Source organism: Alteromonas sp. 4NH20-0104, from assembly GCF_057547795.1.
Genome location: NZ_BAAJLP010000034.1, coordinates 12,958 through 36,670, shown reverse-complemented (window position 1 = coordinate 36,670; position 23,713 = coordinate 12,958). Strand labels below are relative to the sequence as shown.

Genomic DNA, 23,713 nt, shown 5'->3' with positions numbered 1-23,713 from the left:
GGATCATACTGCTTTACCTTTTTCTGTGTTCATTGATATCAGTGTTCCGGCCAGCTTAGCCAGTCGTTTGCCCTGGGCGTGGCAAAGTTGCTTTTCGTCACTGCTTAACGTGGTGACATTGCTGGCGGCAAGGTGAGTTACGCCATAGGGCGTGCCGCCGGTTGCAGTGCTGTGTAAGGCCGGCTCAGAGTAGGGCAGACCTGCGATCACCATACCATGGTGAAGCAGCGGCAGCATCATCGACAGCAGGGTAGACTCCTGGCCACCATGCATACTGGATGTAGAGGTAAACACGCAAGCGGGTTTGTTGATCAGCGCACCGTTTAACCACAGTCCACTGGTTGAATCGAGAAAGTGTTTCACCGGCGCGGCCATATTACCAAAGCGGGTCGGGCTGCCAAGCGCCAGAGCGCTACAGTCTTTTAAATCATCAAGCGTTACGTATGGCGGACCGGCAGCCGGGTCGTCTGGTTGCTCGGCCTGCGGATCGGATGAAATGGCGGGCACGGTGCGGATCCTGGCTGTTGCACCGCCGGCCTCCACGCCTACGCCAATTGCCCGCGCCAGCTGCTCAGTGGCACCGTGTCGGCTGTAATACAGGATCAGTACCGGCCCCATTATTAAAGGATGTCCAGTACGGATTCTGGCGGACGACCAATTCGGGCTTTATCGCCGTTTATGACTACCGGGCGCTCCAGCAGTTTCGGATACTGCACCATGGCGGCAAAGCGCTGTTGGTCAGTCACCCCCTCGGCGTTCAGTCCGGCTTCTTTATATTCAGCCTCTTTAACCCGCATCATTTGCTTCACGTCACTCAAGCCCAGTTTAGCGAATAAGGCTTTAAGCTCGGCTTCAGTCAGCGGCTGCTTTAAATATTCGACCACGTCGGCTGCAATGCCATTTTCCTCGAGAAGTTTTAGGGTTTCGCGACTTTTTGAACAGCGTGGGTTATGCAGTATTTTTATTTCAGACATAGTGTTCTACTTATTTATTGTGTTGTTATGATAGCGCCAGATGTTTTACTTACGCTTATCAGGTTGAACAGATTGAAAATTGTCGCAGATTATAAACGAATAAAGCAACAACGTGGATCTTTCCGTGTTGTTCTGATGCTGCTTGCCGGGATTGTGGCGCTGGCAGGCGGCATTGCCTTCAGAGCTATGCAGCCGCTAACGGTGCACACGGTGCAAGGTCAGCCGTTTAGCTGGCAAAGTGAGCAATGGACGGTAGTAAATTTTTTTGCCGAGTGGTGTCTGCCCTGTTTACGGGAAATTCCCGAGCTTAACCAGGTATACAATGAACAGCAGTTCAGAGTGCTTGGTGTGAGTTTTGATGAACTCGACGACGAAGCGCTCAGCGCAGTGGTAACAAGACAAAACATTCGTTTTCCGGTAGTAGTCAGTAACGCCATGACGGATTTGCCGGTGTCGATGCCCATTGTATTGCCCACTACCTATATTATTTCGCCCGAAGGCGAGGTTGCGGTGACCCTGCGCGGAGAAATTACACAGGAAAAGCTGATTAGTGCTATTCAACAGGCTCAATCAGAACTGCTTTAGTTTTTCCTGTTCGTCTCTGAACTGTTGAATTCGCGCCCGGATGCGCTGTTTTTCAAGGTGATCGTCGCCCGTAAAGTTGTACGCGTGCTGAAGCTCATCAATAGCGTTGGGATAGGCACCATACAGCGCCAGTAATTCAGCCTTGCTTTGGTGCATCCCCTTATAAGACTTTTCGGCTTTATAGGCATTACTTAATAGCTGATAAGCCAGCTGATCGTGAGGATGTACCAGCAAATAATCGCGGATTAACTCAATGGCAGTTTCATGATCTTTATTGGCCATGTAAGCGTTGGCCAGGTTTAGTACCACTACGCTGTTGCGCGGTTTGTGTTGCAGCTCTTTTTGTAGCATCGCTATGGCTTCATCAGCCTGGCCCATTGCCAGCGCGATATCCGTAGCTAAATCGACATAAAACAGGTTGCCCGGCGTTCTGGCCAATAGCTGATCGTTTATCTGTTTGGCTTTTTGATTTTCTTCGTTGGCCAGATAGGCAATAGCCAGTCCGTACAGACCCGCATCGCGGATTGGGAACGTGTCATTCTCGACCACCGCTTTAAAGTGTTCCAGTGCATAATCCGGAGCAAACTGGTACCGGGCCAGCAAGCGCGCTTTAGCAAGATTAAACGACAGGCTAGGGTGGAGTCTTACATCCGGGTACCGCCGCATGCGGTTGCGGGCATCGGCAATCCGTTTTTCGGTTAAGGGGTGCGTTAACAAGCGCTCTGGCGGAAGCGACCTGGTGCGATATTCTTCGGCCATTTTACCAAAGAATGTGGATGCGGCTTTTGGATCGAAACCCGCCTGATACAAAATATCAATACCAATCCGATCAGCTTCCTGCTCGTTGGAACGGGTGTAATCAATATTGAGCTGGTGAGCGACAGCCGTGGAAGTCTGCATGGCGGCAATACCGGCTTCCGGATTGGCCATGGCCAGCAAAATACTGCCTAACATCGAAGCGATCTGCAGCGGAGAGCTTCGTTGCTGCGATAAGGCGCGACGAGCCAGATGGCGCTGGGTAACGTGGGTGACTTCGTGCGCCAGTACCGACGCTACTTCGCTTTCTGTGTCGGCGCGGGTAATTATACCAGAGTGCACGCCCACGTGGCCGCCATAAAAGGCGAAAGCATTCATTGCGCTGTTATTGATAATAAAAAATTCGAAAGGGAACTTGGTGTTTTCGGCCTGAAGCACCAGCCGGTTGCCGAGATCCTGGATGTATTCGGTGAGCACCGGATCGTCAATGACCGGAGCCTGGCCGCGCATTTGCCGCATTATGGCGTCACCGACCAGCATTTCTTTATCCAGCGTAAGGACTTCTGATGCGACCACGCCAATGTCCGGCAGCGTATTTTTATCGCTACCGATAGACTGGCCAACAGAGGATACCGGCAACAACGCCGTAGCCATGCCCATTGACACACCCAGGATACCGGGTCGAAAAAATTGTCTCATTTTCCCTCAAATAAAGCCTGATACTGCTATATATACGACAATCTGACGGCATTCAGTTCCCTGAATTTGGTAATATATTTCAGATTTCACCCTTACCATGCCATGGTGCAGTGAAGCCGAAGGGGCAACACTGCAATCGCGCTGATGGTCTGATCACACCATAAGGGGCGTCAGGGTGCAAGTTCTATGCGTTACAATTCAAGTGTTTGTCGGTATAGTAGCGCTCTCAATTGTAAAGTGCCGGTAGTTAGCTTTTTAGCCGGGCAGTGCAATCACTGCTGGCAGAAAATGCGTGAAGGAATTTTAAATGTTTAGTGTTTTTGGGCGCTGGTACAAACGCAAGTTTTCCGACCCTGATGCAGCCATGCTGCTTATACTTATTTTGATCAGTAGTGCCTTGCTATTGCTGTGGGGCGACATGCTGATGCCGGTTATTGTAGCCGCCGTGGTCGCCTATTTACTGGACTGGCCGGTCACTCAGTTAAACCGTATGGGCCTGGGGCGTTCTCCGGCAGTGGCCCTGGTGCTGCTGTGCTTTATTCTGGTCATGGTGTTACTGGCCATTGGTTTGGTACCGGTAGTCACCAAGCAGAGCGTGAGTCTGGCTCAGGAGTTGCCCACTATCTGGCAGAATGCGCAATCCTGGCTTTTGACCTTGCCGGATAAATACCCGGAATATGTGCAGTTTTCACATATCTACGAGATGATGGAAGGCGCTAACCAGCGGCTGGTTGATTTTGGTGAGCAGGCCTTATCGGCGTCAATTGGTTCAATTACCAGTGTGGCAGCGTTGTTGATTTATTTCATTCTGGTACCGCTGATGGTGTTTTTTATGCTTAAAGACAAGCAGTATTTCACCGACAGTATCTCCCGGATTCTGCCCAGAGAGCGTCGTCTGATCGCTCAGGTAGGAAATGAAATGAACGTGCAGATAGCCAACTACATCCGGGGCAAGGTCATCGAAATTATTATTGTTGGCGGGGTGTCCTGTGTAACCTTTGCCATTATGGACCTGCGGTATGCTCTATTACTCGGGGTACTGGTCGGGCTTTCGGTGCTGATACCTTATATCGGCGCCGCCGTGGTAACCATTCCTGTAGGGGTTGTGGCCATGTTCCAATGGGGAATTTCGCCCGAGTTCTGGTACCTGATGGTCGCTTACGGCATTATTCAGGCGCTGGACGGCAACCTGCTGGTACCTATTCTGTTTTCCGAAGCGGTTAGCCTGCATCCGCTGTATATCATTATTGCAGTGCTGTTCTTCGGTGGATTATGGGGCTTCTGGGGGGTCTTCTTTGCCATACCGCTGGCCACTCTGGTGAAAGCGGTGGTCACTGCCTGGTCGTCATCCCCGGAACACAAACCTACCGGCGATGAAGCCTGAATACGGATAAAACGGCCAGTCTGACTGGCCGTTGTTGTTTTGTAACCCTTTTTCTCTTTAAGTCACAACGCCTGGTTGAATAACGCCAGCGTTTGTTGCCAGGCTCGTTCAGCCTGCTTCTCGTTATAGACTCTGGAATCCGGTGGCGTCCAGCCGTGTAAAGTCTCTGCATAGACTTCAATATGAGCGGTGAGGCCTGCAGCCTGATACGCCTCTTTAAGCAGGGGCTGCATCTGTGGTGAACGTTCATTGTCATTCTCGGCAATGGCATGCAGTGCCAATGCATCAGACTGCGCGACTGTATGGTGGGGACTATCGGCCTTATCGGTTGCCAGACCACCGCCGTGGAAGCTGGCAATGGCCCCAATTCTGCCGGGCATGGCGGCTGCCGCAAACATCGTAAATGCGCCACTCATGCAGTAACCCATTAACGCCCCCTGGCGTTTTGCATCAACCGAAGATTGCTCATCAAGAAAGGCGAAGAATGCCTGGGCATCGCTTACCACGGCTTGTTGTGTGAGCTTTTCGCGCATGGGCGAAAGTGTTTGCCACGCTTCAGGTGAGGGAAATTCAACGCCTTTTGGCAGGGCGGCGCCGCTGGTATCCCGGTAAAAAGGATTCACCACCAATACCGCGTAGCCTTGTGCGGCGAGGCGTTGGCCCATTACATCAAAAGCCGCTCTGCGGCCTTTAATATCAGGCCACATGACAATGGCCGGATGCGTGCCGCTTTTGGGTGCCGTAAACAAACAGTCTGCCATGCCGTCAGGGGTTTTCACTGTCACTTCCTGATGCATAATACTCTCATCGGCTACTGCAAACTGCGGCATGACTGCGCTAAGGGTGCCCAATGCCAACAACTGATTAAACTGGCGTCGGTTAATCGTGCCGCCTTGCGCGGTAACGCGTTGTATATCCTGTTCGGTTGAATTGTCACACATGATATTTCCTCAAAAGGGGGAGCTAAGGAAATAATACGCTGAAATGACGGGGAAAGTTTGTTTACTTGCGTGATTAAATGCTGGCAGGTCGGGCGACCTGCCAGGAGCCGGCGTTATTCGCCGTTATTCAGATAATTAAGGATGACCAGGTGGTGTTCTTTGGTTTTAAACTTATTAAAGACCTGTTCAACGTTGCCTTCTTCATCTATCAGGAAGGTAATACGATGGATGCCGTCGTATTCTTTACCCATAAACTTTTTAGGGCCCCATACGCCAAACGCATCGGCAACCGTATGATCTTCATCTGACAGCAGGGTAAAGTTCAGCTGTTCTTTTTCGATAAATTTAGGCAGACGTTTTACCGCGTCCGGACTAATACCCAGAACCACTACATTTTTCTGCTGTAGTTCGTTTTGAATATCACGCAGACCCTGCGCCTGCACGGTGCAGCCTGGTGTCATGGCCTTAGGGTAAAAATAAACCAGTACCTTTTTACCTTTCAATGACTCAAGCGCAACCGGGTTACCGTCCTGATCGGGCAGGCTAAAAAGTGGCGCAGCGTCACCGGCAGTAAGTGTATTCATATTATTATCCCTTATGTTTATCAATAATGTTGGATGTCAGGTGAAGTACCTGACACAGCAAATTCAGGTTATAGCGAAACTCCGGCATGGCAACGTCGTCAGGGATATTTACCACCAACTTAAAGCGCATCATTTTGTGGCCGTTATCATCGTCCACACTGGTGGTCTGACGAAAGGCGCTGATAGAGACGTGCTGGTCGGCAAAAAAGCGAGTAATGGCCTGGATCTGCCCCGGATTATCCACACCATTAAATTCAACGTCGTAAAGGTGAGTCAGATTTTGTTTGGTGTGTTCGCGAGTACGTTTCAGAATCGACAACAGATCACGGCGCTGGCACATCTCAGGAATACTGAGTTCGACCCGCGTAATGGCGTTATGGGTGCCTTCGATGATCATGGTTAACGAGAATTCCTGACCATAAATAGCGTGTCTGCTGTCAAGAATATTGCAATCTGATTCGCTGACCAGGGTGGCAATATCGCTAAGAATACCCACCTGATCGGTACCTAAAATAACCGCGATTAACTGTTGTTTCATGGACCTGACTCGTATTAAGGGGCGCAGATTCTACCATAGCCGTGGCCAAAGTCGAACCGCCCGCAGGTCTGATTTCCCCCGGATATAAATTCAAGGATATCGGTAAACAGATTTAAATTAGGGGCTGTAAAATTAAAAACGGTCATTTTCTGGTAATAATATGCATTCGGGGCGTTCAAATGCTTGTTTTTAACCAGTACGGCAATTACCATGTGCGCTCGCAAAAAGTGGAGAGAATATGTTTACCGGTAGTTACGTTGCGCTTGTCACCCCAATGTTTGATGACGGCCAAATTGATTATCCTGCGCTGCGGGAATTGGTGGAGTTCCATATCCAACAGGGCACTCACGGTATTGTGTCGGTAGGCACTACCGGCGAGTCAGCCACACTGCCTTTTGATGAACATATTGAAGTGGTCAAACAAACGGTTGACGCTGCTGCAGGACGCACCAAAATCATTGCCGGGAGTGGTGCAAACTCCACGTCAGAGGCTATTTTTCTAAGCGAACAGATGGCCGGCCTGGGCATCGATGGCTTTTTAAGTGTTGTACCTTATTACAACAAGCCTCAGCAAAAAGGCATGATTGCCCATTTTGAAGCCGTAGCCGACGCCACCGATTTACCGGTACTGCTTTATAACGTGCCCGGGCGCACTGTGGCAGACATGCTGCCTGAAACGGTAGCTGAGCTGGCTAAACACCCTAAAATTGTTGGCCTGAAAGACGCCACCGGCGATATCGCCCGTTTAAAAGCCACCCAGGCTTTAGTTAACGATGACTTCGTTCTCCTTAGCGGTGATGATGGCACTTCATGTGAATTTTTATGTGAAGGCGGCCATGGCGTTATTTCGGTAACCGCCAATATTGTGCCTGCGGCCATTGCTCAAATGTGCGAAGCGGCCCTGGCCGGCGACCACGCCCGTTGTCGGGCGCTCAATGCCAGCATTGAAAAACTTCACTCAGCACTGTTTATTGAACCAAATCCGGTGATCCCGAAGTGGGCATTGTATAAAATGGGCATGATGAAAAGCCCCTTTTTACGCTTGCCGATGGTTTTACCGGAACTTGCGAGCCAAAAAAGCATCGAAGCGTTATTACATGAATACGCTTTAATTTCAGAATAAGAGATAACTATGAATAAAAAACTGGCTTTGGTCAGCGGTATTGCCAGCCTTGTTCTTACTGCTTGTGCTTCACAACAAGAACGCGTGACGGCCTCCGGGAGTTACGAATACTTAAAATCGACAGAGCGCACGCAGTTACAAGTGCCAACCGAACTTGATGCGCCGGAATTTACCAGCGACTATAATATTCCGGCCCTGCAACAGACAGCAGATACCACGCTGGTAGGACGTAACCTCGAAGTAGTGCCACCGGCACTGGTGATCCCGCTGGTACAGGGCTCACACGTGGAAGAGGGCTCTAAAGGCGCATCGGTACTGCTCGATCAGATTAGAGATTCAGAGACGCTGGATAAAACTATCTGGAATTCACTGATTGGTTACCTGGAAGAAAAAGGGATCAGCGTTGATAACTTCAGTCCTGAACAGGGTGAGCTGATCACCGGCTGGATGAATGTTGCCCCGGCCAGCACCGAAGAAGGTAATGGCGGCTGGTTCGACTGGTCGTCTGACGAAGGTGAAGTGACTGGTAAAGGTCGCTATAAGTTTGATGTTGAATTAAAACCTCATGGCCGCACAGCGCAGTTATCGGTTGCGTTACTGGATTACGAAAATGGCGATAAATCGATTGGCGATTTAAACGCCATGGAAAAACGCCGCGACGAAGTGATGGTGTTAAACCGTGTGATTGGCCACTACGAGTACCTTAACCAACTCGAAACCAATCGTCGTATCGCACAAATTCGTCAGGGTCTGGACATGGATATGGGCTTTGATGACGACGGTAACCCGGCGTTTGTGCTCGATGCGAACTACGATATTGCCTGGCCACGTATCCAACTGGTACTGCGTAAACTGGGCTTCAACGTAAAAGATTTAGATAAGTCGAACGGATTGATTTTTGTGCAGTATACTGATGAGCAGGTGAGTTGGTGGCGTGACCTGTTTTCATCCAACGATGCACAGTTGCTGGATTATGAAGACTATCGCCTGAAGGTGACGAAATTAGGCCCTAAAACGTCTATCACCTTTATGGATAATGAAAGCACACCATTTGATGCCAAACAGGTTGCTGATCTGTTCAAACCTTTTGAACAGGTAATGACTGAAGACGGCTTAGACATTTAATACGAGACCTATAATGGAAAAACGCGACGAGCTTTATCGCGGTAAAGCGAAAACTGTTTATCACACAGACGACAGTGACAAGTTAATTTTATTGTTTCGCAACGATACTTCGGCTTTCGATGGTGAAAAAATCGAACAGTTAGATCGTAAAGGCGAGGTCAATAATAAGTTTAACCACTTTATCATGACCAAGCTGGAACAAGCCGGTATTGCTACGCAGGTAGAGTCACTGCTGTCGGATACCGAGTCACTGGTGAAAAAGCTGGATATGATCCCGGTTGAGTGTGTGGTTCGAAACGTAGCGGCGGGCTCTCTGGTTCGTCGTCTGGGCGTCGAAGAAGGCAAGCTGCTAAACCCACCGGTGTTTGAATTCTTTTTAAAGAACGATGCGCTGCATGATCCTATGGTCAATGATTATCACATTGAATCATTCGGTTGGGCGACAGCCGCTCAGGTAGCCAGAATGAAAGAGCTGACTTTTGCCGTCAATGATGTGCTCAAAGCCTTGTTTGATGAAGGCGGCATGATGCTGGTTGATTATAAACTGGAGTTTGGCGTAGACAGTGCAGGTAACATTGTCCTGGGTGATGAGTTTACACCAGACGGTTGCCGTTTGTGGGATAAAGAAACCCGCAAGAAAATGGACAAAGACCGTTTTCGCCAGGGCCTGGGCTCAGTGGTAGAAACCTACATTGAAGTAGCTGACCGTTTGGGTTTAAAACTTTAATTGCCACATTTTGAAGAATACCCGCCATTGAGCGGGTATTTTTTTGCCTGTAATACGGTCTGGTATTTAGCGCTATCAGTAATGAATAGGCGCTAAGTGGTATTGAATTTAGTAAACCGTATGTAACACTATTTAAAACGATTAGCGGGACACCCTATGTCACTCATAAAACTGGTTTTGTTGGCATGCTTAGCCATGACGGCTTTTGCGGCTAACTCGTTGCTGTGCCGGATGGCGCTGGTAGAAACCGATATCGACCCGGCCTCGTTTACCTTCTGGCGATTAACCAGTGGCGCCCTGATGTTAACCCTTTTAGTGGTTATGCGTAACCAAAAACCACTACAAGAAGGCAATATGGCTTCGGCTATAGCGCTGTTTGTTTATGCTGCCGGCTTTTCGTTTGCCTATATCAGCATGACTACAGGAGCCGGCGCTTTGCTGCTCTTCGGTGCGGTGCAGGTGACTATGATCAGTTGGGGGTTGTTTAATGGCGAAAGGATGAGTGCACTGCAGTGGGGCGGATTTCTGCTCGCCCTGGTTGGCCTGGTTCTGCTCCTGCTTCCTAACGCGGCAGTACCACAGCTTTCCAGCGCGCTGATGATGCTGGCGGCAGGCATAGCGTGGGGCATTTACTCGTTAAGAGGGAAAGGCGCTAAACTTCCTATTGAGGCCACAGCGGGTAACTTTATCCGCGCCACGCCGCTGGCGCTGGTATTGCTGGTGATATTCTGGCCGGGCGGGGAGTTTCATGCTGAAGGCATGGCTTACGCAGTTGCTTCAGGTGCTATTGCCTCGGCATTAGGTTATGCCTTGTGGTATAGCATTCTTGCACACATACCAGCAGTTAAAGCCGCTACCTTACAACTATCCGTACCCGTTCTGGCGGTATTTGCCGGGTGGTTGTTCCTGGATGAAACGGTCACTCTGAGGATTATCTTAAGTTCACTGGCCGTTCTTGGCGGTGTGGCCATGGTGATTTGGGTGAAAAAAATCGCTGCGTAAGCGGCGTTTTTCATGCCGAATTATGTTCTTTCTCAACCTTAAACTGTCGATTCATGCCGAAAACACCCGTGCCGCACAATCACAAATAAGAGATACAGACTACGCCAGCGAAACGGCCAGCCTGGCAAGAAACCAAATCATCCAGCAAGCCAGTCAGTCGATACTCAGTCAGGCCAACCAGCGGCCTCAAATCGCCTTAACCTTACTAAACAGTTAAAAAACCAATTTAATTTTTAAATGGTTAAGCGGCTTGCAGCAGCAGGGTAGGATCTCATCATCATCAATAAAGGCGAGGGGATCGGTAGTGTATTCCACTTCGCCTTCCAACAGGGTGGTGCGACAGGCACCACAAAACCCTTCGCGGCAATGGTATTGCACGTCAATCTGTTGAGATTCAAGGCTTTCCAGCAGCGTTTTATCGGGTGATGCGGTCACCGTTACCGTATCGAGGATATCGATACGGTAGGTGTTGTCGCGGTCGGTCATGCCTGCTATTTATAATTCGAAATCGGCAAAGTCGTCTTCGCTAACAGCAGAGTCAATCTGACCTACCAGGTAAGAACTGATCTCAGATTCTTGTGGTGCTACCTGCACGTTGTCAGAGATCAGGTAGTTGTTCATCCATGGCAGCGGGTTAGAGGTTACGTCATAGGGCTGACCCATGCCGATAACGGCCATTCGCTGGTTCGCGATGTATTCTACATACTGACACAGAATTTCTTTGTTCAGGCCGATCATAGAGCCATGCTGGAACAGGTACTCTGCCCACTGCTTCTCTTGTTCGACAGCCTTCATAAAGATGGCTTTGGCTTCTTCAGCGCATTCTTCTGCTATTTCTGCCATTTCCGGGTCATCCTTGCCTTTAGCCCACAGATTCAGAATGTGTTGGGTAGAGGTAAGATGCAGATTTTCATCACGGGCAATCAGACGGATGATCTTGGAGTTACCTTCCATCAGTTCACGCTCTGCAAAGGCAAAGGTACAAGCAAATGAAACATAAAACCGAATGGCTTCCAGTGCGTTAACCGAGTTCATGCATAGGAAGAGCTTTTTCTTTAGCTCGCGCATGTTAACCGGGTAAGGTTCGCCATCGTTGGTGTACATGCCTTCGCCCTGGGTTTGCCAGAGTTGTGTGGCGTAAATCAGGTCATCATAGTACTTGGAGATATCGGTAGCGCGACGTTTAATCTCATCGTTAACCACAATATCTTCAAAAATGCTGCTCGGATCGGTAAACAGGTTACGCAGAATGTGCGTGTAAGAACGGGAGTGGATGGTTTCAAAGAACGACCATGTCTCTACCCAGGTTTCCAGTTCCGGTAACGAGATAATCGGCAAAAAAGCGATATTCGGGCTACGGCCCTGAACCGAATCAAGCAGTGTCTGATATTTCAGGTTGGAGATGAAAATGTGCTTTTCGGGCTCGGTCAGCTTTTGAAAGTCGACCCGATCACGGGTGACATCCACTTCTTCCGGACGCCAGAAAAAGCTAATTTGCTTTTCGATGAGCTTTTCAAATATTGAATGTTTTTGTTGGTCGTAACGGGCGACGTTAACCGGATTACCAAAAAACATCGGCTCGTCGAGCTGATTCACATTTTGCTGATTAAACGTGGTGTATTTCATATTTTATTATCACTTCACTAGCGCAATAAGAAGCCCGGCTAACGCCGGGCAAATGAACAAATGTTATATTTTACAAGCACCGCCGGCACAATCGTCGTCTTCTTCTATCACGACTTCCTGAGCGGCTGGTTTTGCTGCGGCGGCGGTAGTTGTTTCCACCGGCGCATCGGCAGCACCATCACGGGTGTTGTGGTAATACAGTGTTTTGACGCCCAGTTTATAAGCCGTAAGCAGGTCTTTAAGCAACAGGCGCATAGGCACCTTGCTGTTCTCATACTTAGACGGGTTATAGCTGGTGTTAGCCGAAATGGTTTGGTCGACAAATTTTTGCATAATACCGCACAATTGCAGGTAACCATCGTTAGACGGGATATCCCACAGTAGTTCGTATTGATCTTTTAAGCGCTCATACTCAGGAACAACCTGTTTAAGCACACCGTCTTTACTCGATTTAACGCTAATGTGGCCGCGTGGCGGTTCAATACCGTTGGTCGCGTTAGAAATCTGAGAAGAGGTCTCCGATGGCATCAGTGCCGACAGGGTAGAGTTACGTAAGCCGTGTTCTACGATGTCTTTGCGCAGTCCTTCCCAGTCGAGATGCAGAGGTTCGTTACATACCGCATCGAGATCTTTCTTGTAAGTGTCGATTGGCAGAACACCCTGCGAATAGGTGGTTTCATTAAACTTAGGACATGCGCCTTTTTCTTTCGCCAGATTGTTCGACGCTTTGAGCAGGTGATACTGCATGGCTTCGAAGGTTTTGTGTACCAGGCTGTTAGCACTGAAGTCTGAATACTTAACGCCATTTTTGGCCAGGTAGTAAGCAAAGTTAATCACACCAATACCCAGCGTACGACGATTCATCGTGGCATTGTAAGCTGCCGGTACCGGGTAGTCCTGATAATCTAACAGGCTGTCCAGGGCACGAACGGCTAAATCTGATAACTCTTCAAATTCATCCAGCGACTTGATAGCGCCTAAGTTAAAGGCCGACAAAGTACAGAGCGCGATTTCGCCGTTTTCATCGTTAACATGTTCAAGTGGTTTGGTTGGCAGCGCAATTTCCAGACACAGGTTGCTTTGACGTACCGGCGCAACGGTAGGATCAAACGGACTGTGCGTATTACAGTGATCAACATTTTGCAGGTAAATACGGCCAGTGCTGGCGCGTTCCTGCATAAACAAACCAAACAGTTCCATGGCTTTAATGCGTTTCTTGCGGATTGACTCGTCCTGCTCGTACTTAACGTACAGCTCTTCAAACTTAGGCTGGTCGGCAAAAAAGGCATCGTAAAGGCCCGGTACATCGGATGGGCTGAACAACGTGATGTAATCGTCTTTCATCATGCGCTGATACATCAGCTTGTTAAACTGTACGCCGTAGTCGAGATGACGTACGCGGTTTTCTTCTACACCACGGTTATTTTTCAGTACCAGCAGTGATTCAATTTCCAAATGCCATAACGGGTAAAACAACGTTGCTGCGCCGCCACGAACACCGCCCTGAGAACAGCTTTTAACCGCTGTCTGGAAGTATTTGTAAAACGGGATACAACCGGTGTGGAAGGCTTCACCACCGCGAATAGGGCTGCCCAATGCGCGAATTCGGCCGGCGTTAACACCGATACCGGCACGCTGGCTCACGTATTTAACAATGGCACTGGCGGTGGCATTAATAGAATCCAGGCTGTCGCCGGTTTCAATCAATACACAAGAGCTGAACTGACGGGTAGGGGTACGTACGCCCGACATAATAGGCGTTGGCAGAGACAGCTTGAATGTAGAGGTGGCATCGTAAAAACGACGTACGTACTGCAAACGGGTCTCTTTTGGATAGTTTGCGAATAAACAGGCCGCTACCAAAATGTAGAGGAACTGGGCACTTTCGTAGATTTCACCACTAACCCGGTTTTGCACCAGGTATTTACCTTCCAGCTGTTTAACGGCCGCATAGCTGAAATTCATGTCACGCCAGTGATCGATGTAGCTATCCAGCTCGGCAAATTCTTCTGGCGTATAATCTTCCAGTAAGTGCGTATCGTACTTACCCATGTCGACCATACGGGCAACATGATTGAATAACTTGGGTGGCTCAAATTCACCAAACGCTTTTTTGCGTAAATGGAAAATGGCCAGGCGCGCCGCCAGATACTGGTAATCCGGCGCTTCAGTTGAGATCAGGTCTGCTGCTGATTTAATGAGAGTTTCATGGATCTCGGCGGTTTTGATACCGTCGTAAAACTGAATGTGGGCTTTAATTTCTACCTGTGATACCGAGACATTATTGAGTCCCTTGGCTGCCCAGGTAATGACTTTGTGAATTTTATCGAGATCAATGGGCTCTTTTTCACCATTGCGTTTGGTGACTGATAAATTGTTATTCATTTTAGTGGCCGTTTGTCAGTTAGCGCTTTTCGCGGGGCAAGCTTGCACTGCCCAATATGTTTTAAATTATAAATTTCGAAGGGATCCATCGGCGATCGCTTCGATCCGTGAATGTTTAATCCGCCTGAGAAATACCTGTATCAGTCGGTTTTTTAAACAAGACTGCTATCGGATAAACACAAGATAGTGAGGTTTTGACTTTAATGCAACCCAATATCTGGTGCTTAATTCAGCGATCAAATCTTCTCTGTAAAAAGGTTAGTATTGACTAACCTTTGACGTTTGAACGAAGCAAGATCTGGACGAATGCAAGCACTTTAGATTTTTTTTACGATCGCTTAAAACAATTTAATCCGAATATTTAATTTTTATAAAATTGCGATATATAGTGCTTAGAATAATTTATTGGCACTATATATTGTGTGACGCTCATTTTTCACATTGCAAAATATAGTTGACGTCAACGTTCCGATCCGATAATACGAATGCCTGATTAAAGGGATCAAAATGTAAGCCGGTGGCAGAGCGCGTAAACAAGCCAGCCTGATCGGCCATCTTCATTAATTCAGACGGTTTGAGGAAACGCTGATACTGATGTGTCCCTTTAGGCACCCACTGTAATACATACTCGGCTGCGACTATGCCCATCAGGTAAGATTTGAGATTACGGTTTAACGTCGAAAAGAACACCTTACCGCCGGGCTTTACCAATGTTGCACAGGCCCGGATAACCGAACTCGGGTCGGGCACGTGCTCGAGCATTTCCATGCAGGTTACCACGTCGAAAGATTCTGGTTGTTCCAGCGCCAGGTCTTCAACACTTACACAGCGATAATCCACTTTCACGCCACTTTCCAGGCTATGCAACTGGGCGATTTCCAGTGAAGCACTGGCCATATCGATACCGGTTACTTCCGCGCCTCTTGCAGCCAGCGATTCGGCCAGAATACCGCCACCGCAACCGACATCCAGAATGTGTTTGCCAAATAGGCCGTCACTTCTTTCTTCTATATAAGAGAGTCGTAAAGGGTTGATGGCATGTAAAGGCTTAAACTGGCCTTGTGGGTCCCACCAGTGGGCGGCGATTTCAGAAAACTTATCGATTTCCGTTTGATCTACATTTTGCTGTGTTTGTGTCATGAGTGTGAGATTTCATCTTACCTGAAGTTCAATATCCGTTTTACATTACCGCAAATCGGTAATCTGCACATGGCTTATTTGCCGCCCGGGATAGCAATCGCGCAAAAAATAAACGCTTGGCGGATAAGTGGTCGTAAGGATGCATTAATCACTACATAAATGCTGATTTGGGTGATAAACTCATTGGTTAATTAGAAGACCCCCAATGCGTGATCCAAGGGGATCCCGACGCAGGATCGTCAGGAACTATCAGGATTACGACAAACTTATAATAAGGGACCAAGCAGTTTATGACTGATAACGCCAAAGAAATTCTCCCCGTTAATATTGAGGAAGAGCTCAAAACGTCGTATCTGGATTATGCGATGAGCGTTATCGTTGGGCGCGCACTGCCTGACGTACGTGATGGCCTGAAACCAGTACACCGCCGTGTACTGTTTGCCATGAATGAGTTGAAGAATGACTTTAACAAACCTTATAAAAAGTCTGCCCGTGTGGTGGGAGACGTCATCGGTAAATATCACCCCCATGGTGATTCAGCGGTGTACGACACCATTGTACGTATGGCGCAGCCATTTTCTTTACGTTACATGCTGGTCGATGGTCAGGGTAACTTTGGTTCGGTAGATGGCGACTCCGCCGCCGCTATGCGTTATACCGAAGTTCGGATGGCAAAAATTGCTCACGAACTGCTTGCCGATCTGGATAAAGAAACCGTTGATTTTGTACCTAACTATGATGGTACAGAACATATTCCGGATGTATTACCAACAAAAATCCCCAATCTGTTGGTCAACGGGTCTTCTGGTATTGCGGTTGGTATGGCTACTAACATACCCCCACACAATCTCACCGAAATTGTTAACGGCTGTATCGCTTTAATTGATGAGCCGTCACTGGATGTTGACCAGCTAATGGAATACATCCCGGGTCCGGACTTCCCAACCGCGGCATTAATCAGTGGTCGTAAAGGCATTGTTGATGCTTACCGGACTGGTCGCGGTAAAATCTACATGCGCGCCCGCGCTGAGATTGAAACCGAAGACAATGGTAAAGAAACCATTATCGTTACCGAAATTCCTTACCAGGTTAACAAAGCCCGCTTAATCGAAAAGATTGCCGAGCTGGTAAAAGAAAAACGTATCGAAGGTGTTTCTGCTCTGCGCGATGAGTCGGATAAAGACGGTATGCGCATTGTTGTTGAAGTGAAACGCAACGAATCAGCAGAAGTGCTGCTTAACCACCTGTATGCCAATACACAAATGCAAACCGTGTTTGGTATTAATATGGTGGCACTGGATAACAATCAGCCGAAGGTCTTTAACCTTAAAGAAATTCTGCAGGCGTTTGTATTACACCGCCGTGAAGTGGTTACCCGTCGTACGGTTTACGAATTACGTAAAGCCCGTGACCGCGCCCATATCCTTGAAGGTCTGGCGATTGCACTGGTTAACATCGATCCGGTGATCGAATTAATTAAAGCGTCACCCAGTCCGTCAGAAGCTAAACAGGCATTAGTAGGTTCCGGTTGGGAACTCGGCGACGTGGCAGAAATGCTGCAACGTGCTGGTAATGATGCGGCACGTCCAGACTGGCTGGAGCCGGAGTTTGGTATCCGTGATGGTAAATACTATCTGACCGAACAACAGGCACAGGCCATTCTTGATCTGCGTTTACACAAGCTGACTGGTCTTGAGCACGAAAAAATCCTCGACGAATACAAGCAACTGCTTGAACTGATTGCTGAGTTACTGCACATTCTGGGTAGCCCGGAACGTTTGATGGAAGTTATTCGTGAAGAACTGGAAAAAGTGCGTGATGAGTTCGGCGATGAGCGTCGTACCGAAATTACCGCTGCCAGCCACGATATAGACCTGGAAGACCTGATTGAACGTGAAGAAGTGGTGGTTACCCTTTCTCACGAAGGCTACGTGAAATATCAGAAACTGTCTGAGTATGAAGCCCAGCGCCGCGGTGGCCGTGGTAAGTCGGCAACGAAGATGAAGGATGAAGACTTCATCGACAAGCTGCTGGTTGCCAATACTCACGATCATATTTTATGTTTCTCTACCCGTGGCCGCTTGTACTGGCTGAAAGTGTATCAGCTGCCACTGGCCAGCCGTAACGCCCGTGGTCGTCCGATTGTTAATATTCTGCCATTGGAAGAAGACGAACGTATTACCGCTATCCTGCCAATCAAAGAGTTTGAAGAAGACAAGTTCGTGTTGATGGCAACGGCAGCCGGTGTGGTTAAGAAAACCAGCCTGACAATGTATTCACGTCCTCGTTCTAACGGTATTATTGCAGTTAACCTGAATGACGGTGATGAGCTGATCGGCGTAGCGATTACGCACGGTGATGATGATATCATGTTGTTCTCAGACGCTGGTAAAGTAGTGCGCTTCAACGAGAAGCAACGCGACGCAGAAACCGGTGCAGTGAAACTTGATCCGGAAACCGGCGAAGAGCTGCTGGCACTGCGTCCAATGGGCCGTACTGCAACAGGTGTTCGTGGTATTAAGATGCCAGATGGCCAGAAAGTTGTTTCGCTAATCGTGCCACGTGGTGACGGTGCGGTACTGACTGCCACCGAAAACGGTTACGGTAAACGTACACCGCTGGATGATTACCCAGCTAAGAGTCGTGCAACCCAGGGCGTTGTGTCAATCAAGGTATCGGATCGCAACGGTAAAGTGGTAGGGGCGGTTCAGGTTGATGAAAACGATGAAATCATGTTGATCAGTAACGCCGGCACGCTGGTAAGAACCCGAGTGAGCGAAGTCTCTACCGTTGGGCGAAATACCCAGGGTGTGAGATTGATCCGTACGGGTGAAAATGAGCAGTTAGTTGCCCTGCAGCGAATCGAAGAAATCGAAGAGGCTGATTTAATCGAAGCCGAAGGTGACGAGGCTGAGGCCGTCGACACCAACGCCGCGCAAGACGGCGCAGATGAGTCAACGACAGACGAATAATCCTGCGATAAAGGATACAACAAGCATCGCAAGCGGCTCTTATTGCCGCTTGTTTTTTAGTGTATGAAAGCATTTATTCATCAGTACCCCAATAGTGCTGTAAAACAATAAGTGCTTCCTGACAGTATTTAAGAAGCTCATGAAAAACGTATTCAATTTTAGTGCTGGCCCGGCCATGCTGCCTCCTGCAGTGATGGCACAGGCACAACAGGAATTTATTAACTGGCGGGACAGTGGCTGCTCGGTGATGGAAGTCAGCCACCGCGGCGCGGACTTTATCGAAATCGCCGCGACGGCTGAACAGGATTTGCGTGATCTGCTCAACGTACCGGAAAACTATAAGGTCTTGTTCCTGCAAGGTGGTGGGCGCGGTCAGTTTGCTGCGGTACCCCTTAACATTTCAACGCAGGACGATACCTCGTTACATCTGGTCAGTGGCTCCTGGTCTAAAGGCGCAGTGGCCGAAGCGGCCAAATACAATAATGCCAAAGTGATTGGTGAAGTGGTTGATCATAATGGCTATCAGTTTATGCCTCAACCGGCGTTAGCTGACATTGACCAAAGTGCCGCTTACCTTCATTTCTGCCCCAATGAAACGGTAGATGGGATCGCCTACAACTGGCTACCTGAAGCGGGCGATGTTCCCCTGGTGGCAGATATGTCATCGAACATTCTGTCGGCACCGATTGACGTCAGCAAATACGGTATTATTTATGCCGGTGCACAGAAAAATATTGGGCCTTCAGGCTTGTCTGTGGTTATTGTACGCGACGATTTGGTGGGTAAAGCGCGTCAGAGCACCCCTTCGATTTTCGATTATGAGCTGATGGCTAACAATGACTCCATGTATAACACGCCGCCCACGTTTTCGTGGTATCTGGCCGGGCTGGTGTTTAAATGGTTAAAAGCCCAGGGCGGGGTAGAGGCCATGGCGAGTCTGAATCAACACAAAGCAGACACACTGTATAAAGCGATTGATGATTCATCGTTTTACCGCAATAACGTGCATCCGGGCAACCGTTCTATTATGAATGTACCTTTTCATTTAGCCGATCCGGCGCTGGATAAAGTGTTCCTGGAAAAATCCAAACAAGCGGGTTTACTGGCACTCAAAGGTCATCGCTCGGTAGGCGGAATGCGCGCCAGCATTTATAACGCAATGTCTATCGACGGCGTAGAAGCCCTGGTGAGCTTTATGAAAGACTTCGAGGAGCATCACGCATGAGTGCAGAGCAGTTAACGTTACAGCCGGTCAACAAAATCGACGGTACCGTCAATGTGCCAGGCTCAAAGAGTTTGTCTAATCGGGCGTTACTCCTGGCAGCTCTGGCACAGGGCGAAACCCGACTGACTAACTTATTAGACAGTGATGACATCCGTCATATGCTCGATGCGCTTAAATTGCTTGGCGTAGAGTACAGCTTAAGCACCGATAAAACCGAATGTAAAGTAACCGGCTTAGGCGGTGCGTTTAACGTAGCAGAACCGTTGAGCCTGTTTTTGGGTAATGCTGGTACCGCCATGCGCCCTCTGTGTGCTGCACTGGCGGCGTCTGATGTCACCGTTGAATTAACCGGTGAGCCACGCATGGAAGAACGTCCCATTGGTGATTTGGTTGATGCCTTACAGGAAGCCGGAGCGGATATTCAGTATCTGAAAAACGCCGGCTACCCACCGCTTAAAATCAATGGCAGCCAGTTAAAAGGCGGGGCACTTTCGGTAGATGGCAGCGTGTCGAGCCAGTTTTTGACTGCCTTGTTAATGGCGGCGCCATTATTTGCTGAAGACACCACCATTTCCATTAAAGGTGAGCTGGTCTCAAAACCTTATATCGATATTACCCTCGATACCATGGCCAAATTTGGGGTATCCGTTGAAAATCAGGCTTATCAGCATTTTGTGATCAAAGCAGGACAGCACTATATAGCACCGGAAACCTTTATGGTGGAAGGCGATGCTTCCTCGGCGTCTTATTTTCTGGCAGCCGGTGCAATTAAAGGTGGTACCGTAAAAGTCACAGGGATTGGCAAACAAAGTATTCAGGGCGATATTCGTTTTGCCGATGTGCTGGAAGCCATGGGCGCGAAGGTAGAATGGTTTGACGATTGCATTGTGATTCATGGCGCGCCGCTTAAAGGTGTGGACATGGATATGAACCACATCCCGGATGCGGCCATGACAATTGCCACCACGGCCTTGTTTGCGGAAGGTGAAACCTGCATTCGTAACATTTATAACTGGCGGGTAAAAGAAACCGACCGGTTATTTGCAATGGCTACTGAGCTGCGTAAACTGGGTGTGGAAGTAGAGGAAGGGCACGATTATATTCGGGTAACACCGCCAGCTTCGCTGCAACATGCCGCTATTGATACCTATAACGATCACCGCATTGCGATGTGTTTTTCACTGATATCACTCAGTGACACGCCGGTTACTATTAACGATCCGGGTTGTACTGCTAAAACTTTCCCCGATTATTTCACCCGTTTTGCCACAATCTGTCATCGATAAGACAGATTTCAGATCTACTATCAATTGCGCTGGTCGGCAGGCCAGCGCGCATTGACTTCAAACTTAGGTATTATCCCCGGGGATTTATTGACGTGTATCATTGCCTATTTGGCTTACACGGGTATAATTGCCGCCGTTTTCGAGTTCTTATTAACATTTTATTAAATAACTGGAGCAGGTATGCATCCAATACCCGTAGTAACGGTAGATGGTCCGAGTGGCGCAGGGAAAGGCACACTTAGCGCATTGATCGCTGAACAACTGGGTTGGCACCTTTTAGACAGTGGCGCAATTTATCGTGTTTTAGCCGTAGCCGCTATGCACCACGATCTACCCGTAGACGACGAAAGTTCAATAGTCCCGCTGGCCTCTGGTCTTGACGTAAGTTTTGAGACCGACAACGAACAGCGCCGCGTGGTACTTGAAGGTGAAGATGTCACCGATGATATTCGCACTGAAGAAGTCGGCGCAGCCGCTTCACAGATTGCCTCGCTGGCCCGCGTGCGTGAAGCATTATTACGCCGTCAGCGTGCGTTTCAACAAACGCCGGGACTGATTGCCGATGGTCGCGATATGGGCACGGTGGTGTTCCCTGATGCCAATGTAAAATTATTCCTGACCGCCAGCGCTGAAGCCCGCGCCGAGCGTCGCTATAATCAGTTGAAAGATAAAGGTCTGGATGTTAACATTGCGCGCCTTTTAACCGATATCAAAGCCCGGGATGATCGCGATGCGAATCGTTCCATAGCGCCATTGGTACCGGCAGAAGACGCTGTAGTGATCGACTCAACAGATTTGGATATTAACCAAGTCTTTGAAAGTGCAATGGAAATTATCAATTCCAGGCTGTAAAGCCAGGGTTGTTTTGACCAGCGCAATCGTTGTCACAGGAGGTGACGACTTTGTTTAATAACCCCACGTTATCCGGATAGAAATGTGGATGTCAACTTAAATTATTTACTGAATCATATGACTGAAAATTTTGCACAACTTTTTGAAGAGAGCTTACAAGAACTGGAAACTCGTCCTGGTTCAATTGTAAAGGGTACCGTAGTTTCAATTGATAAAGACATCGTTCTTGTTGACGCAGGTCTCAAATCAGAAAGTGCTATCCCAGCTGAACAATTTAAAAATGCCGAAGGCGAATTAGAAATCGCAATCGGTGACGAAGTCGACGTAGCGTTAGACGCAGTAGAAGACGGCTTTGGTGAAACTATCCTGTCTCGTGAAAAAGCTAAGCGTCACGAAGCGTGGGTTGAGCTGGAAAAAGCTTACGATGATAAAGCCACTATTAAAGGCGTTATCAATGGTAAGGTTAAAGGCGGTTTCACTGTTGAAGTAAACAGTGTACGCGCATTCCTGCCAGGTTCACTGGTTGACGTACGCCCTGTACGTGACACCACTCACCTGGAAGGCAAAGAGCTTGAATTCAAAGTAATCAAGTTAGACGCTAAGCGTAACAACGTTGTTGTTTCTCGTCGTGCTGTTATCGAAGCAGAAAGCAGTGCAGAGCGTGAAACTCTTCTGGCTAACCTGGAAGAAGGACACGAAGTTAAAGGTATCGTTAAGAACCTGACAGACTACGGTGCGTTCGTAGATCTGGGCGGTGTTGACGGCCTGCTGCACATCACTGACATGGCTTGGAAACGCGTTAAGCACCCAAGTGAAATCGTAAATGTTGGTGACGAAATCAACGTTAAAGTGCTTAAGTTCGACAAAGAAAAGCAACGTGTATCTCTGGGCATGAAGCAAATGGGCAACGATCCATGGCAAGAAATTGCTCAACGTTACCCAGAAGGCACTAAGATCACTGGCCAGGTTACTAACCTGACTGACTACGGTTGTTTCGTAGAGATCGAAGACGGTGTTGAAGGTCTGGTTCACGTTTCTGAAATGGATTGGACTAACAAGAACATCCACCCATCTAAGGTTGTTAACCTGGGCGATTCTGTTGAAGTTATGGTACTGGAAATTGACGAAGAACGTCGTCGTATTTCTCTTGGCCTTAAGCAGTGCATCGACAACCCTTGGGAAACTTTCGCTAAGTCACACGAAAAAGGTGACAAAGTGTCTGGTAAGATCAAGTCAATCACTGACTTCGGTATCTTTATCGGCCTTGACGGCGGCATCGATGGTCTGGTTCACCTGTCTGACATTTCATGGAACAAGTCTGGTGAAGACGCGGTTCGTGATTATAAGAAAGGCGACGAAATCTCAGCGGTTGTACTGCAAGTCGACCCAGAGCGTGAGCGTATTTCTTTAGGCGTTAAGCAAATCGAAGAAGATCCTTTCAACAAGTATCTGACAGATACCAAGAAAGGTGCTATCGTTAACGGTACAGTTACAGCAGTTGATGCCAAAGGCGTTACTGTAAACCTGGCTGAAGAAGTTGACGGTTACATTCGTGTAGCTGACCTTTCTCGCGACCGTATCGAAGATGCGTCTGAAGTGGCTAACGTTGGCGACAGCATCGAAGCGAAGTACACCGGTGTAGACCGTAAGAACCGCATCGTAAACCTGTCTGTTAAAGCGAAAGACCAGGCTGACGAGAAAGAAGCAATCGACAAAGTGAACCAGCAAGATGATGGTGGTTTTGCTAACGCGATGGCTGAAGCTTTCAAAGCAGCAAAAGGCGAATAAG

General features: G+C 48.5%; 21 protein-coding genes and 1 pseudogene. 12 read left to right on the top strand and 10 right to left on the bottom strand.

Going from position 1 to position 23,713, the window contains the following annotated elements:
- Positions 1-3: 3 nt before the first annotated feature.
- Both wrbA and arsC read right to left on the bottom strand, forming a co-directional pair.
- Entirely contained in the window at positions 4-618 is a 615-nt protein-coding gene (wrbA, locus tag AC27IB_RS19840; RefSeq protein ID WP_296045822.1) for an NAD(P)H:quinone oxidoreductase, read from the bottom strand.
- 2 nt (positions 619-620) lie between these two features.
- The gene (arsC, locus tag AC27IB_RS19835) at positions 621-974 is read right to left on the bottom strand and encodes an arsenate reductase (glutaredoxin) (RefSeq protein WP_487123082.1); all 354 of its coding nucleotides are present in this window, start codon (positions 972-974) and stop codon (positions 621-623) included.
- A 72-nt stretch (positions 975-1,046) separates the two neighbouring features.
- On the opposite strand from arsC, the gene AC27IB_RS19830 reads away from it, so the two are divergent.
- Complete coding sequence (locus AC27IB_RS19830; protein WP_296045827.1) at positions 1,047-1,559, top strand: TlpA family protein disulfide reductase; 513 nt, start codon at positions 1,047-1,049, stop codon at positions 1,557-1,559.
- Here AC27IB_RS19830 and bepA read toward each other — a convergent pair.
- A complete protein-coding gene (gene bepA / locus AC27IB_RS19825) occupies positions 1,545-3,014 on the bottom strand; it encodes a beta-barrel assembly-enhancing protease (RefSeq protein ID WP_487123080.1) in 1,470 nt (489 codons plus the stop codon). The genes AC27IB_RS19830 and bepA overlap by 15 nt on opposite strands.
- A 307-nt stretch (positions 3,015-3,321) precedes the next feature.
- Here bepA and AC27IB_RS19820 point away from each other — a divergent pair, with 307 nt between their 5' ends.
- Positions 3,322-4,398: an AI-2E family transporter gene (locus AC27IB_RS19820; RefSeq protein WP_296045833.1), complete on the top strand. Its 1,077-nt coding sequence runs from the start codon at positions 3,322-3,324 to the stop codon at positions 4,396-4,398.
- A 62-nt stretch (positions 4,399-4,460) separates the two neighbouring features.
- Here AC27IB_RS19820 and AC27IB_RS19815 read toward each other — a convergent pair whose 3' ends face one another.
- The 3 genes from AC27IB_RS19815 to AC27IB_RS19805 all read right to left on the bottom strand — a co-directional run bounded on the left by AC27IB_RS19815 (position 4,461) and on the right by AC27IB_RS19805 (position 6,461).
- A complete protein-coding gene (locus AC27IB_RS19815) occupies positions 4,461-5,339 on the bottom strand; it encodes a dienelactone hydrolase family protein (RefSeq protein WP_487123078.1) in 879 nt (292 codons plus the stop codon).
- Between the two features lie 113 nt (positions 5,340-5,452).
- Positions 5,453-5,923, bottom strand: a complete 471-nt coding sequence (bcp, locus tag AC27IB_RS19810) for a thioredoxin-dependent thiol peroxidase (RefSeq protein WP_487123076.1) — start codon at positions 5,921-5,923, stop codon at positions 5,453-5,455.
- A 4-nt stretch (positions 5,924-5,927) separates the two neighbouring features.
- Positions 5,928-6,461: a glycine cleavage system transcriptional repressor gene (locus tag AC27IB_RS19805; protein ID WP_296045842.1), complete on the bottom strand. Its 534-nt coding sequence runs from the start codon at positions 6,459-6,461 to the stop codon at positions 5,928-5,930.
- Positions 6,462-6,699: 238 nt separating this feature from the next.
- Here AC27IB_RS19805 and dapA point away from each other — a divergent pair, with 238 nt between their 5' ends.
- The 5 genes and pseudogenes from dapA to AC27IB_RS19780 form a co-directional block, all read left to right on the top strand.
- Positions 6,700-7,584, top strand: a complete 885-nt coding sequence (gene dapA / locus AC27IB_RS19800) for a 4-hydroxy-tetrahydrodipicolinate synthase (RefSeq protein ID WP_487123074.1) — start codon at positions 6,700-6,702, stop codon at positions 7,582-7,584.
- A gap of 9 nt (positions 7,585-7,593) precedes the next feature.
- Positions 7,594-8,709, top strand: coding sequence for an NlpB/DapX family lipoprotein (gene bamC, locus AC27IB_RS19795; RefSeq protein WP_487123072.1), 1,116 nt, complete (start codon positions 7,594-7,596; stop codon positions 8,707-8,709).
- 13 nt (positions 8,710-8,722) lie between these two features.
- Entirely contained in the window at positions 8,723-9,436 is a 714-nt protein-coding gene (gene purC / locus AC27IB_RS19790; RefSeq protein ID WP_487123070.1) for a phosphoribosylaminoimidazolesuccinocarboxamide synthase, read from the top strand.
- Between the two features lie 156 nt (positions 9,437-9,592).
- On the top strand, positions 9,593-10,438 hold the full coding sequence (locus AC27IB_RS19785) for a DMT family transporter (protein ID WP_487123068.1): 846 nt from the start codon (positions 9,593-9,595) through the stop codon (positions 10,436-10,438).
- Between the two features lie 43 nt (positions 10,439-10,481).
- A pseudogene (locus AC27IB_RS19780) lies at positions 10,482-10,655 on the top strand (flagellin); the annotation flags it as partial.
- Here AC27IB_RS19780 and yfaE read toward each other — a convergent pair.
- The 4 genes from yfaE to ubiG form a co-directional block, all read right to left on the bottom strand.
- The gene (gene yfaE / locus AC27IB_RS19775; RefSeq protein ID WP_487123066.1) at positions 10,652-10,924 is read right to left on the bottom strand and encodes a class I ribonucleotide reductase maintenance protein YfaE; all 273 of its coding nucleotides are present in this window, start codon (positions 10,922-10,924) and stop codon (positions 10,652-10,654) included. The pseudogene AC27IB_RS19780 and the gene yfaE sit on opposite strands and share 4 nt — an antisense overlap.
- A 9-nt stretch (positions 10,925-10,933) precedes the next feature.
- Complete coding sequence (gene nrdB / locus AC27IB_RS19770) at positions 10,934-12,064, bottom strand: class Ia ribonucleoside-diphosphate reductase subunit beta (protein WP_487123064.1); 1,131 nt, start codon at positions 12,062-12,064, stop codon at positions 10,934-10,936.
- Positions 12,065-12,127: 63 nt separating this feature from the next.
- On the bottom strand, positions 12,128-14,449 hold the full coding sequence (gene nrdA, locus AC27IB_RS19765) for a class 1a ribonucleoside-diphosphate reductase subunit alpha (RefSeq protein WP_487123062.1): 2,322 nt from the start codon (positions 14,447-14,449) through the stop codon (positions 12,128-12,130).
- Between the two features lie 429 nt (positions 14,450-14,878).
- Positions 14,879-15,589, bottom strand: a complete 711-nt coding sequence (gene ubiG / locus AC27IB_RS19760; RefSeq protein ID WP_487123061.1) for a bifunctional 2-polyprenyl-6-hydroxyphenol methylase/3-demethylubiquinol 3-O-methyltransferase UbiG — start codon at positions 15,587-15,589, stop codon at positions 14,879-14,881.
- Between the two features lie 290 nt (positions 15,590-15,879).
- Here ubiG and gyrA point away from each other — a divergent pair, with 290 nt between their 5' ends.
- The 5 genes from gyrA (at position 15,880) to rpsA (ending at position 23,712) form a co-directional block, all read left to right on the top strand.
- Positions 15,880-18,561, top strand: coding sequence for a DNA topoisomerase (ATP-hydrolyzing) subunit A (gene gyrA / locus AC27IB_RS19755; protein ID WP_296045871.1), 2,682 nt, complete (start codon positions 15,880-15,882; stop codon positions 18,559-18,561).
- A 139-nt stretch (positions 18,562-18,700) separates the two neighbouring features.
- A complete protein-coding gene (serC, locus tag AC27IB_RS19750; protein ID WP_296045876.1) occupies positions 18,701-19,786 on the top strand; it encodes a 3-phosphoserine/phosphohydroxythreonine transaminase in 1,086 nt (361 codons plus the stop codon).
- Positions 19,783-21,072, top strand: coding sequence for a 3-phosphoshikimate 1-carboxyvinyltransferase (gene aroA, locus AC27IB_RS19745; RefSeq protein WP_487123058.1), 1,290 nt, complete (start codon positions 19,783-19,785; stop codon positions 21,070-21,072). Before serC ends, aroA begins: the two co-directional genes overlap by 4 nt.
- 180 nt (positions 21,073-21,252) lie before the next feature.
- Positions 21,253-21,924, top strand: a complete 672-nt coding sequence (gene cmk / locus AC27IB_RS19740) for a (d)CMP kinase (protein ID WP_487123056.1) — start codon at positions 21,253-21,255, stop codon at positions 21,922-21,924.
- A gap of 117 nt (positions 21,925-22,041) precedes the next feature.
- On the top strand, positions 22,042-23,712 hold the full coding sequence (rpsA, locus tag AC27IB_RS19735; RefSeq protein WP_296045908.1) for a 30S ribosomal protein S1: 1,671 nt from the start codon (positions 22,042-22,044) through the stop codon (positions 23,710-23,712).
- Position 23,713 lies beyond the last annotated feature (1 nt).

Bases quoted from the DNA above. Each gene is read 5' to 3' on its own strand.
- wrbA (WP_296045822.1), bottom strand. From the start codon at position 618: ATGGGGCCGGTACTGATCCTGTATTACAGCCGACACGGTGCCACTGAG.
- arsC (WP_487123082.1), bottom strand. From the start codon at position 974: ATGTCTGAAATAAAAATACTGCATAACCCACGCTGTTCAAAAAGTCGC.
- bepA (WP_487123080.1), bottom strand. From the start codon at position 3,014: ATGAGACAATTTTTTCGACCCGGTATCCTGGGTGTGTCAATGGGCATG.
- AC27IB_RS19820 (WP_296045833.1), top strand. From the start codon at position 3,322: ATGTTTAGTGTTTTTGGGCGCTGGTACAAACGCAAGTTTTCCGACCCT.
- AC27IB_RS19815 (WP_487123078.1), bottom strand. From the start codon at position 5,339: ATGTGTGACAATTCAACCGAACAGGATATACAACGCGTTACCGCGCAA.
- bcp (WP_487123076.1), bottom strand. From the start codon at position 5,923: ATGAATACACTTACTGCCGGTGACGCTGCGCCACTTTTTAGCCTGCCC.
- AC27IB_RS19805 (WP_296045842.1), bottom strand. From the start codon at position 6,461: ATGAAACAACAGTTAATCGCGGTTATTTTAGGTACCGATCAGGTGGGT.
- dapA (WP_487123074.1), top strand. From the start codon at position 6,700: ATGTTTACCGGTAGTTACGTTGCGCTTGTCACCCCAATGTTTGATGAC.
- bamC (WP_487123072.1), top strand. From the start codon at position 7,594: ATGAATAAAAAACTGGCTTTGGTCAGCGGTATTGCCAGCCTTGTTCTT.
- purC (WP_487123070.1), top strand. From the start codon at position 8,723: ATGGAAAAACGCGACGAGCTTTATCGCGGTAAAGCGAAAACTGTTTAT.
- AC27IB_RS19785 (WP_487123068.1), top strand. From the start codon at position 9,593: ATGTCACTCATAAAACTGGTTTTGTTGGCATGCTTAGCCATGACGGCT.
- yfaE (WP_487123066.1), bottom strand. From the start codon at position 10,924: ATGACCGACCGCGACAACACCTACCGTATCGATATCCTCGATACGGTA.
- nrdB (WP_487123064.1), bottom strand. From the start codon at position 12,064: ATGAAATACACCACGTTTAATCAGCAAAATGTGAATCAGCTCGACGAG.
- nrdA (WP_487123062.1), bottom strand. From the start codon at position 14,449: ATGAATAACAATTTATCAGTCACCAAACGCAATGGTGAAAAAGAGCCC.
- ubiG (WP_487123061.1), bottom strand. From the start codon at position 15,589: ATGACACAAACACAGCAAAATGTAGATCAAACGGAAATCGATAAGTTT.
- gyrA (WP_296045871.1), top strand. From the start codon at position 15,880: ATGACTGATAACGCCAAAGAAATTCTCCCCGTTAATATTGAGGAAGAG.
- serC (WP_296045876.1), top strand. From the start codon at position 18,701: ATGAAAAACGTATTCAATTTTAGTGCTGGCCCGGCCATGCTGCCTCCT.
- aroA (WP_487123058.1), top strand. From the start codon at position 19,783: ATGAGTGCAGAGCAGTTAACGTTACAGCCGGTCAACAAAATCGACGGT.
- cmk (WP_487123056.1), top strand. From the start codon at position 21,253: ATGCATCCAATACCCGTAGTAACGGTAGATGGTCCGAGTGGCGCAGGG.
- rpsA (WP_296045908.1), top strand. From the start codon at position 22,042: ATGACTGAAAATTTTGCACAACTTTTTGAAGAGAGCTTACAAGAACTG.